14 protein-coding genes are annotated in these 14,910 nt (G+C 64.1%); 7 read left to right on the top strand and 7 right to left on the bottom strand.

Translation table 11 applies throughout. The features are described from left to right. Positions 1-48: 48 nt before the first annotated feature. Positions 49-849 (top strand): alpha/beta fold hydrolase, encoded by an 801-nt coding sequence (locus DFO50_RS03600; protein ID WP_107889506.1) that lies wholly within the window; start codon positions 49-51, stop codon positions 847-849. A 69-nt stretch (positions 850-918) separates the two neighbouring features. Beyond that, positions 919-1,242, top strand: coding sequence for a hypothetical protein (locus tag DFO50_RS03595; protein WP_107889507.1), 324 nt, complete (start codon positions 919-921; stop codon positions 1,240-1,242). 16 nt (positions 1,243-1,258) lie between these two features. Here DFO50_RS03595 and DFO50_RS03590 read toward each other — a convergent pair whose 3' ends face one another. Then, positions 1,259-1,708, bottom strand: a complete 450-nt coding sequence (locus tag DFO50_RS03590; protein ID WP_028500070.1) for an Hsp20/alpha crystallin family protein — start codon at positions 1,706-1,708, stop codon at positions 1,259-1,261. Between the two features lie 283 nt (positions 1,709-1,991). Here DFO50_RS03590 and DFO50_RS03585 point away from each other — a divergent pair, with 283 nt between their 5' ends. Next, complete coding sequence (locus DFO50_RS03585) at positions 1,992-2,939, top strand: DnaJ C-terminal domain-containing protein (protein ID WP_107889508.1); 948 nt, start codon at positions 1,992-1,994, stop codon at positions 2,937-2,939. A 3-nt stretch (positions 2,940-2,942) separates the two neighbouring features. Further along, positions 2,943-3,251, top strand: coding sequence for a chaperone modulator CbpM (locus DFO50_RS03580; protein WP_028500072.1), 309 nt, complete (start codon positions 2,943-2,945; stop codon positions 3,249-3,251). Between the two features lie 19 nt (positions 3,252-3,270). Here DFO50_RS03580 and DFO50_RS03575 read toward each other — a convergent pair whose 3' ends face one another. The 4 genes from DFO50_RS03575 to DFO50_RS03560 form a co-directional block, all read right to left on the bottom strand. Then, entirely contained in the window at positions 3,271-4,122 is an 852-nt protein-coding gene (locus DFO50_RS03575; RefSeq protein ID WP_112692042.1) for a hypothetical protein, read from the bottom strand. 84 nt (positions 4,123-4,206) lie between these two features. Next, positions 4,207-5,334, bottom strand: a complete 1,128-nt coding sequence (locus DFO50_RS03570; protein ID WP_112692041.1) for an alanine--glyoxylate aminotransferase family protein — start codon at positions 5,332-5,334, stop codon at positions 4,207-4,209. A gap of 102 nt (positions 5,335-5,436) precedes the next feature. Then, on the bottom strand, positions 5,437-7,050 hold the full coding sequence (locus DFO50_RS03565; protein WP_028500075.1) for a methyl-accepting chemotaxis protein: 1,614 nt from the start codon (positions 7,048-7,050) through the stop codon (positions 5,437-5,439). A 76-nt stretch (positions 7,051-7,126) separates the two neighbouring features. Then, positions 7,127-8,479 (bottom strand): EAL domain-containing protein, encoded by a 1,353-nt coding sequence (locus DFO50_RS03560; protein ID WP_107889511.1) that lies wholly within the window; start codon positions 8,477-8,479, stop codon positions 7,127-7,129. Positions 8,480-8,858: 379 nt separating this feature from the next. On the opposite strand from DFO50_RS03560, the gene DFO50_RS03555 reads away from it, so the two are divergent. Both DFO50_RS03555 and DFO50_RS03550 read left to right on the top strand, forming a co-directional pair. Then, positions 8,859-9,725, top strand: a complete 867-nt coding sequence (locus tag DFO50_RS03555) for a LysR family transcriptional regulator (protein ID WP_051529006.1) — start codon at positions 8,859-8,861, stop codon at positions 9,723-9,725. 30 nt (positions 9,726-9,755) lie between these two features. After that, positions 9,756-11,279 carry an MFS transporter gene (locus tag DFO50_RS03550; RefSeq protein WP_084300259.1) on the top strand — a complete coding sequence of 508 codons (1,524 nt, stop codon included), beginning with the start codon at positions 9,756-9,758 and terminating at the stop codon, positions 11,277-11,279. A 63-nt stretch (positions 11,280-11,342) separates the two neighbouring features. Here the strand turns inward: DFO50_RS03550 and DFO50_RS03545 are convergent, their stop codons facing one another. After that, positions 11,343-12,530, bottom strand: coding sequence for an MFS transporter (locus DFO50_RS03545; protein WP_051529007.1), 1,188 nt, complete (start codon positions 12,528-12,530; stop codon positions 11,343-11,345). A 175-nt stretch (positions 12,531-12,705) separates the two neighbouring features. Here DFO50_RS03545 and cysM point away from each other — a divergent pair, with 175 nt between their 5' ends. Then, complete coding sequence (gene cysM / locus DFO50_RS03540; RefSeq protein ID WP_028500079.1) at positions 12,706-13,605, top strand: cysteine synthase CysM; 900 nt, start codon at positions 12,706-12,708, stop codon at positions 13,603-13,605. Positions 13,606-13,654: 49 nt separating this feature from the next. On the opposite strand, the gene fdhE is transcribed toward cysM, so the two are convergent. Beyond that, positions 13,655-14,599 carry a formate dehydrogenase accessory protein FdhE gene (gene fdhE, locus DFO50_RS03535; RefSeq protein ID WP_112692040.1) on the bottom strand — a complete coding sequence of 315 codons (945 nt, stop codon included), beginning with the start codon at positions 14,597-14,599 and terminating at the stop codon, positions 13,655-13,657. Between the last annotated feature and the right edge of the window lie 311 nt (positions 14,600-14,910).

Genomic DNA, 14,910 nt, shown 5'->3' with positions numbered 1-14,910 from the left:
CCATGGCCAGTGCCATGCTTTTCCTGTCCCCTTTTCGCGAGACTGTCCATGGCGCGGGAAATCCGCATCGATACACCGCAAGGCCGTCTTTTTGCCTGCAGCTGGGGCGAGCGCGGCATGCTGCCGCCGATTGTGCTGTTCCACGACTCGCTCGGTTGCGTGGCGCTGTGGCGGGACTTTCCGGACCGGCTGTCGCAGGCGAGCGGGCGTCAGGTGATTGCCTATGACCGGCTGGGATTCGGCCGCTCCGATCCGCATCCGGGCCTGCTGGACCGTCATTTCGTGCGGGAGGAGGCCGGGCAGGTGTTTCCGGCCCTGTGCGGGCAGCTGGGCATTGAGCATTTCATCGCATTCGGCCACAGCGTCGGCGGTGCGATGGCGGTCAGCTGTGCGGCGCGCTTTCCGGCACAGTGTCAGGGTGTGGTGACTGAATCGGCCCAGGCTTTTGTCGAAGAACGGACGCTGGCCGGCATCCGCCATGCCCGGCAGACTTTCGCGGACGAGGCGCAGTTCGACCGGCTCCGGAAATACCACGGCGACAAGGCGCAGTGGGTGCTCGACGCCTGGGTCGACACCTGGCTGGCTCCGGATTTTCTGCACTGGAATCTGGATGAGGAACTGTCGCGGGTGCATTGTCCGCTGCTGGCAATTCATGGCGAGCACGATGAATACGGCTCGCTGCGACATCCCGAGCGCATCCGTACGTTGAGCAGCGGCCCTGCCGTGGCCGAAATCGTGCCGGCCTGCGGTCATGTGCCGCATCGCGAGCAGGAAAACGTCGTGATTGATGCAGTCGGGCGCTTCCTCGGTCCGCTGGCCGGTCAGGATGGTAAAGTGGCGGCTATCTGAGCAGGAAGAGCGAAGCGGCAATGGTACGACAGCGCATGAACGGGATCGCCGATGGGGCGGAGTGCCGCCATGGATAGGCTGGTGACGTATGTTGGCGTGATCCACGGCCTGCCGGGCCCGGTCTCGATCGTGGAACAGTCCGTCGCGCGGGAGCGCTGGCTGGATCAGGGCTTCGAGGTGCAGCGGGAGTGCACCGACTACCGTTTCGACAACGGTGTGCACCTCCGCCGCGTGGTGGAACAGGACCAGTTCCCGAGCGAACTGGCCTGTGCCGAATGCTGGATCAGTTACGAAGTGATCGGGCACGCGCCGTGCTGCCAGGTGAGCCCGGCCGGCAAAAGCTTCGACAATGCCTGCCGGGAAGCGTTCTGGCTCAAGTATCACCTGGCCTGAGCCGGCGCCGGTCCGTCTAGTCCACTTTTATGCTGACCGCTCTGGGTTTGGCCTGTTCGGACTTGGGCAGCGTGATGTTCAGCATGCCGTCCTTGAATTCGGCCTTTGCCGCCGTGTCGTCGACACCCTGCGGCAGGCGGAAGCTGCGCACGAAGCTGCCGTAGGACCGCTCGATGCGGTGGAACTTCTTGCCGGTTTCTTCCTTTTCCGCCTTGCGCTCGCCCTGGATGGTCAGCACCCCGTCCTCGACCGTGACGCTGACGTCTTCCCTGTTCACGCCGGGGATTTCCGCCTTGATCAGATAGGCAGTTTCCGTTTCGCTGATATCGGCGGACGGCGTCCAGTCGACGATCTTCAGCATCTCGCTGCCGGTGGACGCCGGCAGACCGGGGCGCCCGATCAGGCGATTCAGGCGATGCGACATTTCCTCAAGTTCGGTGAATGGATCCCATTTGATCAAACTCATGGTGACGCTCCTTTGGGTACGGTTTGAAAACATGCTGCATGAAAAAAACCATTGGGCCGGTATTTGTCATTGCCAGTGTTCCTGACCCGGGTTGGCGAGAATCCGGAAAGCACTCCCGGTCCTGATCCCCTTGCTGCGCCTGGGCCGGAACGGGTCGGCCATGCATCCGGCCGGCCCAGGGCCGGGCAATCCCGATGCCGTCTTCAGCATAGCTTCTATAGTGATGAAATGAAGTCGGGGAAGGAATCCGGAACTCGCGCAATTTCAAATATGGGGCAGGGGCATGCAATTCAAGGATTACTACCAGGTATTGGGTGTGGATCGCACCGCGACGGCGGATGAGATCAAGAAAGCCTTCCGGCGCATGGCGCGCAAATACCATCCGGACCTTTCCCGGGAGCCGGAAGCCGAAGAGCGGATGAAGGAAGTCAACGAGGCCTATGCGGTGCTGGCGGATGCCGAAAAACGCGTCGCCTACGACCAGTTGGCCCAGGGCTATCAGCCGGGCCAGGATTTCCGTCCCCCGCCGGACTGGGACAGCGGTTTCGAATTTTCCACACATGGCTTCTCGCCGGGCGAGGCGGCGGAGTTCTCCGACTTCTTTGCCGGCCTGTTCGGTCAGACGGGAGGCCGTCCTCACCGGGGCCGCGGTGCCACCGGCCCCGTGCATGGCGACGACCACCGGGCCAAGGTGCTGCTGGATCTGGAGGATGCCTTTACCGGCGCGACGCGGCAGATTTCACTGCGCATTCCGCAACTCGACAGCCAGGGACATGTCGGGGTGGGAACGCGCACGCTGAGCGTGAAAATCCCGAAAGGGGTGTGCGAGGGGCAGATGATCCGGCTGGCCGGCCAGGGGGCCCCGGGGTCGGGCGGGGCGCCGGCTGGCGACCTGCTGCTGGAAGTCCACTTCAAGCCGCACCCGCGTTTTCGTACCGACGGCCGCAACCTGCATCTGGATTTGCCGGTCACGCCGTGGGAAGCGGTGCTGGGTGCCGTCGTGACCGTGGACCTGCCGCCGGGCAGCCTTCGGGTCCGCGTGCCGGAGGGCGCGCAGGGAGGGCGCCGGTTGCGGGTACGCGGACGCGGCATTCCCGGCGAGCCGCCGGGCGATCTGCTGCTGGATATCCGGATAGTGGTGCCGCCTGCCGATACGCCGCGGGCAAGGGAACTGTACGAGACCATGGCGCGGGATCTGGCTTTCGATCCGCGGCAGCAGGGGAGGGAGTGAGCGATGCACGATGAAGACATCCTGATCGGCAGTCTGGTGGAAGACACCTGGCTTACGCTGGAGCAGGTCGCCGGTGCCTGCGCAGTGGAGCCGCAATGGCTGCTGCGTCATATCGAGGAAGGCCTGTTTCCGCATGCCGAAAGCGTGGCCGGCGTATGGCGTTTCTCGACCGTTTCCATCCTGCGTGCCCGCCGCATGCGGCAACTGGAACGCGATTTCGACGCGGTGCCGGAGCTGGCGGCGCTGATGGCCGACCTGCTGGAAGAAATGGATGCGCTGCGCATCCGGGCACGGGCCGCCGGGCTGTGCTGAAATCCGGGCCGGTCGGGACTCACCACGGGGTCCGGACCCGCACCGGCTCGCCAGAGTGGAGGTTCCTGAGCGGCTGGCCGCTGGCGACCTGTTCAAGCACCACGCCGATGCGCATGGCCGGAAAAGCCTGCCCGGTCGCCTGTGCCCTGGCAATGCTTTTCACCAGAAAGCAGGCGTCCCTGGGAAACAGCACCACGGACGGGTCTCCCGGTCGGGCATCAACGCCGGGCCATAACGGGACGCCGCTGGTTGCCGACCCGATCCTGCAAAAGACGAGGGCATAGGGCTGCGCCGAGCACGCGTATTCGCCAACGGCCCATTTTGCATAACTGTCGTCGGGGGTGGTGCTCATGAAGCACGGGTGGTTCGTTACCAGATCACCGACCTGAATGGCCGTACCCCATGGAATGGCGGCCAGGTCACGGTACTCGACGACCCGCAGGTACTCGCCGGGTACCGGCGGCAGCCTGCCCAGCGCGGATGACAGGTCCCGCATCATGGACCATTCGCCCGGATCGAGCCGGATACCGTCGGCGAGATGGCTGTTGAGCGTCGCATACAGGCCCGCCTCCACCTGCATGCCCTTGTGGACAGGCTGGAGAACATCAGCGGGCTGTCCGACCATTGCCCACTGTATGGCCTGGCGTTCTTCCTGCCGCAGGCCCTGGAGCCGCTGCCGGAAATGGGCGGGATCGGAGGCGGCCTGGTCCAGGGGGATGCCGCTCTCCGGAAACAGCAGGCCGTGGCTCTGTGGCGTGCCGTCGGTACTGACACTGAAGGTCACTCCGTGATGTGTTGCCTGGAAAGACAGGCCCGATGCCAGGCCCTGCCGGGAGGAGGGAGCTGGCTGGGGGGAAGGAGCGACAAACATGGAGGGCGATTCCGGAAATCTGACCGGAACACGGTAGTCCGTCCCGGCGGGACGGACCATCAGGCCGATACCTGACCCGCGGCGTCAGCGCCGCAGCGCGGCCGATTCGCTGTCGAGTGCGTCCAGATAGCGGTCAAGCATGGCTGGCCCGATATCGCCCATGTGCGGAATGCGGATCAGCAGCCGGCGCGACTGCGCTCCGAGGATGTCGTTCAGCTTCTTGTGGCCGGTGTCGATCAGGTAGCCGCGCTCGCGCATGGCGGCTTTCAGGGCGGCCGGGTCCAGCGCCGGGTCGATGCTGACCGTGGTCAGACTGGGCGAGGCGTCGGCGTCGGCAACGAACAGCTCGAACCGGTCGGGGCGGGCGGTGGCCCAGGCGCGCACGGTGGCCCGCATCGCCCGGTGGCGGGCAAAGCGCTGCAGTACGCCTTCCGCATGGACGATGGTGTCGAGCTGGACCTGCATCTGGTTCAGCAGCGTGGTATCCGGCGTGGTCATGATCTGCCGGTCGCGGCCGAATTCGACGTGTTTCAGCAGGTCGCTGGTATAGCCGCGGTTGCTGACCTGTGCCGCCTTGTCCAGGGCGTCGCGGTGGACGAACAGGATGGCCTGGCCGGCCGGCAGCGCCAGACACTTCTGGGTGGTGGTCGCATAGACCGCCGGCAGGGCGTCGGCGATGCGGCTGTGGTTGCCTCCGAACAGGCTGACGCCGTCGACGATCGGCAGCGCACCATGGGCGCGGATCAGCCGGCAGGCGCCGACGATATCGGACACCACGCCGGTCGAGCTCTCGTTGTGGGTCAGCGTGACCACATTGAAGCGACCGTTGCGCAGTGTGTGTTCAAGGACGTCCAGATCGATGCTGCAGCCGGGCTCGAAATCGAGCCGTTCGACCTGCTTGCCGTTGCCGATCGCCATCGAATGGAACAGTGCGCCGAAAACGCCGACGGTGACGCACAGCAGGCGGTCGTCGTCGGCGACCAGCGAGCGCAGCGCGCACTCCATGCCGGTGCTGCCACTGCCGTTGACCAGCGCGATATCGTAGTCGTCAGGCAATTCGGCGATGGCGCGCAGATTGTCGAAAATGGAGGACACCACCTCCCGTGCCTGGCTGTCGCGATGGCCGAATTCCGGCAGCAGGGCAGCCTGCCGGGTTTCGGGACGCAGCCAGGTCGGGCCGGGGATGAAGAGTTCGAGAGCTTGTCGGGGCATGATGGACAACCGGGGGCGGGTAGGCAGGAAGCCGACGACGATACACCCGGGCAAAATCGCGCGGCAAGCGCGCGGCGGGAACGGGGACCGTTCCCGCCCCTTTCAGATCCTGAACTTCTCGATGGTGCCGTGCATTTCCTGGGCGACCTGTTTCAGTTCCTCGGCCGAGGCCGTGGTATTGGTCGCGCTGGCGTGGTTCTCTTCCATCATCTGCGCGATGCGTTCGACCTGCTGCGAGATATTGGTGCTGGCCAGCGACTGTTCGCGCATTGAGCCGGAGATCTCCGACACCTGCGAGACCGCGCTGCCGGTGCCGTCGATGATGCGCTGGATCGCCTCGGTGGCCTGCGAGGCCTGCTCCATTCCGTGTTCGACCCGGTTCACGACCTGACGCATGGCCTCGACGGTCTGACTCGCCTCTTCCTGGATACTGTGTACGGTGCCGGTGATTTCCTGGGTCGACTGCGCGGTGCGTTCGGCCAGCAGGCGCACTTCATCGGCAACTACGGCAAAGCCGCGGCCGAGCTCGCCGGCGCGGGCGGCTTCGATCGCGGCGTTCAGCGCCAGCAGATTGGTCTGGTCGGCGATATCCTTGATCACGTTGACCACAGTACCGATATTGGTGGTGTGGGTCTTGAGCCGGGTGATCTGCTCCGCCGTTGCCTGTACGGCGACCATGGTCTGCTGGAAGGTGCCGATGGTGTCGTGGATGACTTCGCCGCCGGTATTCGCTTCGGTGCCGGATTCGCGGCAGCGCTGATCGGCTTCCTGGGCACGGTCGGCGACATGGGTGATGCTGACCGTCATCTGCTCGACCGCGGCCGACATGCTGGACGACGATTCGCTGACATGCTGCGACGCCGAAGTCATCTGCGTCGAGGCCGATGCCACGGCATGCGCCGTCTGGTTGACGTTCTGGCTCAGCGAGCGCAACTGGGTGAAGCTGGCCTGCAGCACGCCAAGCAGGGCGTTCAGTGCCTGGAATGCCTCGTTGATTTCGTCCTTTTCCTTGCGCTCGAAACGGCGGGTAAAGTCGTAATCGCCGGACAGCTGGATCAGCCCGTCGCGCAGGCCGGTCAGCGGCAGCAGGATCTTCTTCAGCGTCCACAGGCTGGCGGCAAGCAGAATCAGCCCGACGATGGCAAACGTGCTGATCAGCATGGTGTTGCCATGGGCAATGGCGTCGCCCAGGGCCTGATTGGCTTCAGCAAGCAGTTCCCGGTTGTGTTCCACCGCCTGTTCGAGGATGACTCCGGTCTTCTCGGAGACCGGCGTGACTTTCTGCGCCGACATGGCGCGCGCCTCTTCCTGGCGACCCTGATCGGACAGGGCGAAGACGGCCGGCACTTCCGCATAATAGGTATCGAACTCGCGCTGGACCGCCGTCATGTTCTGGCGGTCCTTGTCATCGGCCACCAGATGGGTATTGTAGTATTCGATGTGTTCGAGGATGTTTTTTCGCGCCTGCTGGAACAGCGCCAGGTATTTGGCCTTGCCTTCCGGTCCCGCCAGTATGTGCTGCAGCACGGCACGCCGGCTGGCGGCGAATTCCGCCTCGATCTGATTGATGCGCTGGACCGAGGGCAGAATCTGAGTCTGCATAATGGCGTTTTCATCGCGGATCGAGGAAAAATCCCGATAAGCAGTGAGGGTCATGATCAGCAGCCCCAGAATGCCAAAGGCGGCAAGACTGTAAAGACGAGTGGAGATTCTCATGGGAAAGGTACTTTCAAGGATGCGAATTCCGGTTATGAAAAGTATTGTTAAATACTAATGTTCAAGGCAAAAAAATTCAGGCAAGACCCAGCCCGTTCTGCAGTTGCTGCAGGGGAATGGGACGACCAATGCAATACCCTTGCGCATAATCGAATCCCAGCTCGGTAATGCAATCAAGAATGGCTTCGTTTTCAACGAACTCAGCGAGGACTTCGCGGCCGAGTGCCCGGCTGATTTCGCAGATATGCTGGACCAGATAACGGCTGACCGGGTCGTTGGCGATATTCTTGATGAAGCTGCCGTCAACCTTGATCAGATCGACCGGCAGGTCGCGCATGCGCGACAGAGTGGCCATGCCACTGCCATAATCGTCGAGTGCAAAGCGATAGCCATGCTGGCGCAGGGCCAGAATGGTTTCAATCGCCTGCGGCAGGTCGGTAATCGCGGAGGTCTCGGTAATTTCAAAGAAAATTTCCCGGCTGTCTATCCCGTACAAGCTTTGCTGTTCAAGGACGTAATCCGCCAGGGCAGGCCGGGACAGAATATGGCCGGACAGATTGATCGAGGTCGACAGGCGGCTGACTCCCAGATGCTGCCGATGCCGGCTCAGCCATTCATAGGTGCTCCTGATAACCCAGCGATCGATATCCGGCGTCAGTGACAGTCGCTCCGCCGTTGGCAGAAAATAGCCGGGCGACCAGATCTGGCCCTGGGCATCCATCATCCGCAACAGGATTTCATGCCGGTATTCATCCTGGCGGCGCGGATGCAGGGGCAGGATGCGCTGCGAGAACAGCACGAAGCGGTCGTCGGCGACCGACTGGTGGATGCGCGCAATCCAGTGATGCGGCGAGATGCGCTGGTCATGTTCGTGTGCGCTGACCGCCCGGGCAAAGTGGATGCCGTCAGTGGGCCTGGCCAGCAGGCCATAGGCCAGTGCCTGGTCGATCAGCCGGTCGGCGCAGGCTTCCCGCTCATCGACCGACAAGAGCCCCATCCGGGTCGGGATCGGGAATTCCTCACCATTGAGCGCATAACGCAAACCGGCAATTTGCTCCCGCAGGCATTCGCATGCGCCCTGAAAGGCCGTGCGATCCGGCCCCTGTACCAGGAAGACGAAAATATCGTCGGCAATGCGAAAAAACGGCCACGTTGCTTCAACCTGCTGTTGCAGGGTTTCCGTGATCTGGGCAATCTGCTTTTCTGCTGTTTTGCGGCCGCAACTGGTCAGGGCTGAGCGATAACTTTCCAGCATCAATATGCCAAGACCGAAGGGTTTCCATTCCGGGTCTTTTAATAGCGTTGAAACCGCCACCTCGAGTGTGGCACCGTCAAAAATGCCCGCCAGCGCGCGCCCTTCCGTTCGGTATAAAGGTTCCATATTGGCTATCGCATATCTGGAAGGTTGAGGAAATTCAGGTTGCACCATTATGCATGATGCTCCCGGGATGACACTGAACTCATATGTCTGCCAGTCAGAACAATGGCGTTCATTCTTTTGTGTCGGGACGCGGTAATCTAACAGCCTTTTTGGTGTGGGCTGGCCTGGTGCCCACCAGGAAGGCCAGTGTGATGCACCGTTGGGTAAATGACCGGCCACACTGAATTATTGAAGTTTCCTGCTGCTTATTATAGATGCCGGATGTAACGAATTGCTGTGATGTTTCTCTCGGTCAGCGTTTCTGTCCTTTGTTCATATGCAAATTCCACGCGAATAATTCAATTTGCCTTACTGGGGATGGTATATAGATAGCCCGTTTTTTACTGGTGCCAGGATGGAAAACTATAAAATAGCGCACCCTGAGTGCGTGCTGACATTTGTCGCGCTGGGGGAGAAAGGCTCATTCATCGGCGCGGCCGCTGCCCTGCGCGTGAGCCGTTCGGTTGTCAGTGACCGGATCAAGCGGCTGGAGGCCTATGTCGGTACGCAACTGGTGGTCAGGACAACGCGGCGCATGGTGCTGACACCCGCCGGTGATCAATACTTTCATGAATGCAAAAGGTTGTTTCTCAACTACCGGCAAGTGCTGGAACAGGTCCGGAACGACTACGACACCCCCAGGGGATTGCTGCGCATCTCGGCGCCGGATTATCTGGTATCCAATTTCCTGATCGAGAATGTGGTCAGTTTCACCGACCGCTATCCGGAAGTCTCGATTAACCTGGTCACCACCGATGGCCCGCTGGATCTGGTCACCGAGCGTGTCGATATCGACCTTCGTGTCGGCCAGCCGAAGGATTCCAGCCTGCATGCGATCAAGCTGACCGATTTCAAGCCGTACCTGGTGGCGTCGACGGCCTATCTGGCGCGTGCCGGGCTGCCGAAATCGCCGCAGGACCTGGCCATGCACCGGCTGATTGTCCACGATGACAACCAGGCGACACGCTTCTGGGAGCTGAGCACGGCAGAGCAGCAGACCGAACGGGTCCCGGTGCATGGACAGATCCAGGTCAACTCGCTGCGCATCGTGCGCAAGCTGGTGCTGGCCCATGGCGGCATTGCCATCCTGCCAAGCTTTCTGGTCAATACCGATCTGCGCGCCGGGCGATTGCAGCAGGTATTGACCGGATGGGCTCCGCCGGTCAGCGGCATCTATGCCATTTATCTCAGTCGAAAATATCTTCCGGCGCGGGTGCGATTCTTTATCGACATGCTGCGCAAACAGTTCGCATGACCTTTCCCATGACGATGTTCTTGCCGTGCAATGACCGCGGCGGCCATAACACTCCTGTCGCCCCCGACCGTCGGCAAAGCGACTACGGCATCCCGCGAATCGTGCCAGAATAGTCCGGTCTCTTTACCTATATCGGGCCGCCGACACCGCGGCCCCGCCATCGTGTCCCGTACTGTCATTATTCCTCTGATCGTGGCCTGCGCGCTGTTCATGGAGAACATCGACGCCACGGTCATCGCGACCTCGCTGCCGGCGCTGGCACGCGATCTGGGGCAGGACCCGATCACCCTCAAGCTGGCACTGACCGCTTACGTGGTCGGACTCGGCGTGTTCATCCCGGTCTGCGGCTGGGTGGCCGACCGCTTCGGCTCGCGCACGGTCTTTCGTTCTGCCATCTGCATCTTCATGCTGGGGTCGATCTGCTGCGCCTTCTCCGACTCGCTGCCGGCCTTCGTTGCCGCCCGCTTTCTGCAGGGCGTCGGCGGGGCGATGATGGTGCCGGTTGGCCGCATCGTCATCTTCCGTTCGGTGCCGCGCACCGAACTGGTCAAGGCCATCGGCTACCTGACCATGCCGGCCCTGCTCGGGCCGGTGATCGGACCGCCGCTCGGTGGTTTCATCACGACCTATTTTCACTGGCGCTGGATCTTCTTCATCAATGTGCCGGTCAGCCTGCTCGGCATCTGGCTGGCCGGGCGCTTTATCGACAACCTGCGCGAGGCTGATCCGGGGCCGCTCGACATCCGCGGCTTTCTGCTGTCTGCCGCCGGCGGGGCCTCACTGATGCTGGGGCTGGCCCTGCTCGACAGCGAGCTGGTGCCGGTCTGGGTGTCGCTGCTGATGTGCGCCACAGGTGGCCTGTTGCTGGCGGGCTACTGGAAGCATGCCGGACGCACCGCTTCGCCATTGCTCGATCTGCGCCTGCTGCGGCTGCCGACCTTCCGCGCCAGCGTGGTCGGCGGATCGCTGTTCCGTATTGGCCTGGGCGCCGTGCCGTTCCTGCTGCCGCTGGCCTTGCAGGAGGGGCTGGGCATGACGCCATTCCAGTCCGGCGCCATCACCTGCGCGTCGGCCTTTGGTGCGCTGTTCATGAAGACCATCGCGCCGGCGCTGCTGCAGCGTCACGGCTTTCGCAAGGTGCTGCTGGTCAATGCGGTACTGGCCGGGCTGGCGATTGCGTCATACGGCCTGTTTACCCCATCGATGCCGCATCTGCTGATGCTGGCGCTGGTCGCTTTTGGCGGCTTCTTCCCGTCGCTGCAGTTCACCTGTCTGAATTCGATCGTCTATGCCGAGATTGCCAGCGCCGACGCCGGCCGCGCAACCAGCCTGGCCAGCGTGGTGCAGCAGTTGTCGCTCGGGCTCGGGGTCATCGTTGCCGGCATGACGCTGCAGATCTCGCAGCGGGTGCAGGGCCATGCGCAACTGGGCGCGGCCGATTTCTGGCCTGCCTTCGTGGTGGTCGGTCTGTTCTCGATACTGTCGGTGGTCGAGACGCGGCGGTTGCCACCCGGTGCCGGTGCGGCACTGACGCACAGCGAGGCGCCCCGTTAGACGCGGCTGCATTCTGCAGCGGGTGTCCGGGAGGGCTCTCTGCGCTGGCGGGAAAGGGGCAGGTCAGTCGTGGCCGATCTTGCGGTCGCGGCCGGCAGCAAGCCCGGCGATCAGCGCGCCGAGCACGATCAGCGCCAGCAGCGGACCGGTGGCCTGCCAGCTGCCGCTCCACTCGCGGACCATGCCGATGGTCAGCGGACCCAGCGCCGCCAGCGTGTAGCCGAGCCCCTGGGCCATGCCGGACAGCTGCGCGGCGGTGGTGGCATTGCGGGTGCGCAGTACCAGCAGCGACAGCGCCAGGCTGAAATTGCCGCCCTGACCGAGGCCGAGCACCACGGCCCACAGCGGCAGCTGTGTGGCCGGCGCATACAGGCAGCCGAACAGGCCGGCAGCGGTCAGGGTCAGCATCAGTACGATCGGACCGCGCTGGTCGCGGGCGCGGCGCGCCAGCCATGGCCCGCCGAGCGAGGTGATCAGCTGCATCATGACCGAGACCGACATCCAGCCCCCGGCTGCCAGCGGCGTCAGTCCGCGTGCCTGCAGAATGGACGGCAGCCAGCCGAAGACGATATAGGCCGTCGATGACTGCAGGCCCATGAACAGCGTGACCTGCCAGGCCAGCGGCTCGCGCCACAGCCGGGCCGGTACCTGTGCCTGGCTGTTCAGCGTATGGGCATGGCGCACCTGCGGCAGCCACAGCAGCGCGGCGAGCACGGCCAGTAGCGCCCAGCTGGCGATGGCCGGCCTCCAGCTGCCGAAATACTGCGCCAGTGGCACGGTAAAGCCTGCTGCCAGTGCCGCGCCGGCGCACAGCGCCATGGTGTAGACCCCGGTCATCAGATCGGCCTGGGCCGGAAAGTTGCGCTTGACGATGCCGGGCAGCAACACCCCGGCGATGCCGATGCCGGCCCCGGCGATCACGGTGCCGGCAAACAGGCCGGGGATGCCGAAGCGGGTGCGCAGCAGCATGCCGCCGGCCAGCACGGCCAGCGCGACCAGGATGCCGCGCTCGGGGCCGATGCGGCGGGCCAGCAGCGGAGCCAGCGGCGCGAACAGGCCGAGGCAGAACACCGGGAGCGTGGTCAGCCAGCCAGCCGTGACGGCAGACAGCCCGAGCGTGAGCCGGATGTCTTCCAGTACCGGCGAGATGCTGGACAGGGCCGGTCGCAGGTTCAGACCGACCAGAATAATGCCGGCAAGCAGCAGGGCGTGGCCGTGACGGGCGGGCAAAATATCGGGAACGGCGGACACGGCGGCGCTCGCAGCAAACGGGGGCTGGCACTATTTCATCCGCACCGGCGGGCGTCAACCTGACTGGCGCAAGGGGCTTGCCGTCGCACACGCATAAGGAAAGCGCCAAACGATACAGCGGCGTGCGGACGATGGCGCTAAGATGCCGCATTCAACATTACCGCCTGTCGCTCCGATGTCCCGTCCCGTTTTCAAAACCCTGGAAGATTTCATCGGCAATACGCCGCTGGTCCGGCTCAAGCGTCTGCCCGGGCAGACGACCAATACCCTGTTGCTGAAGCTGGAAGGCAACAACCCGGCCGGTTCGGTCAAGGACAGGCCGGCGATCAACATGATCCGCGCCGCGCAGGCACGGGGCGACATTCATCCCGGCGATACGCTGATCGAGGCCACCAGCGGCAATACCGGTATCGGACTGGCGATGGCCGCCGCGGTGATGGGCTACCGGATGATCCTGGTCATGCCGGACAGCTCCAGCGCCGAACGCGTGGCGACGATGAAAGCCTATGGTGCCGAGGTGGTGCTGACGCCGTCGGCGCTGTCGATGCCGGGCTCGATCGACGAGGCTAACCGGCTGCGTGATGCCGGCACCGGCATCATCCTCGACCAGTTCGCCAACCCGGACAACCCGGCCGCGCACGTGGCGTCGACCGGCCCGGAAATCTGGCGCGATACCGCCGGTACCGTCACCCACTTCGTGTCCAGCATGGGCACCACCGGCACGGTGATGGGGACCGGGCGCTACCTGAAACAGCAGAACCCGGCCATCCGCATCATTGGCGTACAGCCGGAATCCGGCAGCCAGATTCCCGGCATCCGCAAATGGGAAGACCCGTACGTGCCGGCGATCTGCGATTTCGACCAGCTCGACCAGCTCGAGCACGTCAGTCAGGCCGAAGCCGAGGACACCACCCGCCGGCTGGCGCGCGAGGAGGGGATCTTTGCCGGTCCGTCCGGCGGCGGAGCGCTGGCCGTGGCGCTGCGGCTGTCGGCACAGCTCGACAATGCGGTCATCGTGTCGATCCTGCCGGATCGCGGCGACCGCTACATCTCGACCGGGCTGTTCCCGGCGTAAGGGCCGGGCGGAAACGGCGGGCTGATGCCGGCCGTCCCGCCCCCCGGCATCAGCCCGGGAAGAACAGCAGGTTCGGTCCGGCGCGCTCGAAGCCCTTTTCATCCATGGCCAGATCCAGCGTCAGCGTGGCGATGTCATCGGCCAGCACGTCGCCGTTCTGCGCCCTGCCCGGATCGAGCATCTTCAGATATGCATGGCAATCGCCACACCCTTCCGCCCGCATCGGCGGTTGCTGGCGTTCGGTCGGGCGTCCGTCGTCTTCGGTCTCCAGCGACCAGTAGCCGATGTCATGGGTACCGCCGCACTGGGTGCAGCTCGACCGCACCTTGTGCCATTCGGTTTCGCACAGACTGCAGTGCAGATAGCGCAGGCCGTCGGCGCCGGGGCGGATGCGGCTGGCGGTCGGCGCGGCGCCACAGGCCGGACAGCCATGGGCATGCACATACGGGTTGCCGACCTGCAGCGGTGACAGCTGTGCGGCCAGACGATTGAAATACACCTGCAGCGCGGCGGCGACAAAGGGCGCCTCGGCGCGGTCGAGCCCGCTCCAGTCGCCGGACAGCAGCTGTGTCGCGCGCCGTTCGAGCCCGTCTGCGTCACTGGCGGCCAGCCGCTCGAGCACGGTCCGGGTTTCGGCCGGCAGCGCCGGATCGGCAGCCAGCGTGGCGAGCAGATGCGCCAGCAGCGTCCGCCAGACCGGATCGCGCGGCCAGCCTTCGGTGCCGAGCGGCGGCAGGTCGTGCAGCGCGCACTGGTCCCAGTAGCGCTGTTCGCGCACCGGCGCGGCCACGTCGACCTCGCTGGCGGCGGCAGCCTGCGCGTGGCTGATCGCGGCGCACAGGCGCAGATAGGCTTCCAGCGCGTGTCCCGGCGCCAGTTCGTTGAAACGGTTCGCCCGCGCCGCATACGGCGGGGTCGACTCGGGCAGGAAGAACGGCACGATGGTGGTCGACGATTGCGCCAGTTGGTCCTGCGGGAGAATTCTGAGAGACATGGAGGCTCCGGTTGAACGGTCGTACGGCCGGTCGCCATGGGCGGGCCGAATTGACCGTGATTATCCCACATCCGTGCGCGGGCTCCGCCGCCGGCGCCGGAATGAAAAACAGCAGGCCGATGGCCTGCTGTCGGGGACTGACAAAGGGGCTTATTTCCGCGGCTTCGCCTGCATCTCGCGCAGCCACTTCGGATGGTGGACCCGTGCCCAGCTGGTGGTGACCACGCCTTCGACCATGGCCCGGATCGTGCCCTTGACCCAGATTGCCGCATAGACGTGGATGATGATGCCGGCGATCAGGATCAGCGCCG

The organism is Microvirgula sp. AG722, assembly GCF_003269145.1.
Taxonomy (GTDB): Bacteria; Pseudomonadota; Gammaproteobacteria; order Burkholderiales; family Aquaspirillaceae; genus Microvirgula; species Microvirgula aerodenitrificans.
This window is presented reverse-complemented; position numbering and strand designations above follow the sequence as displayed.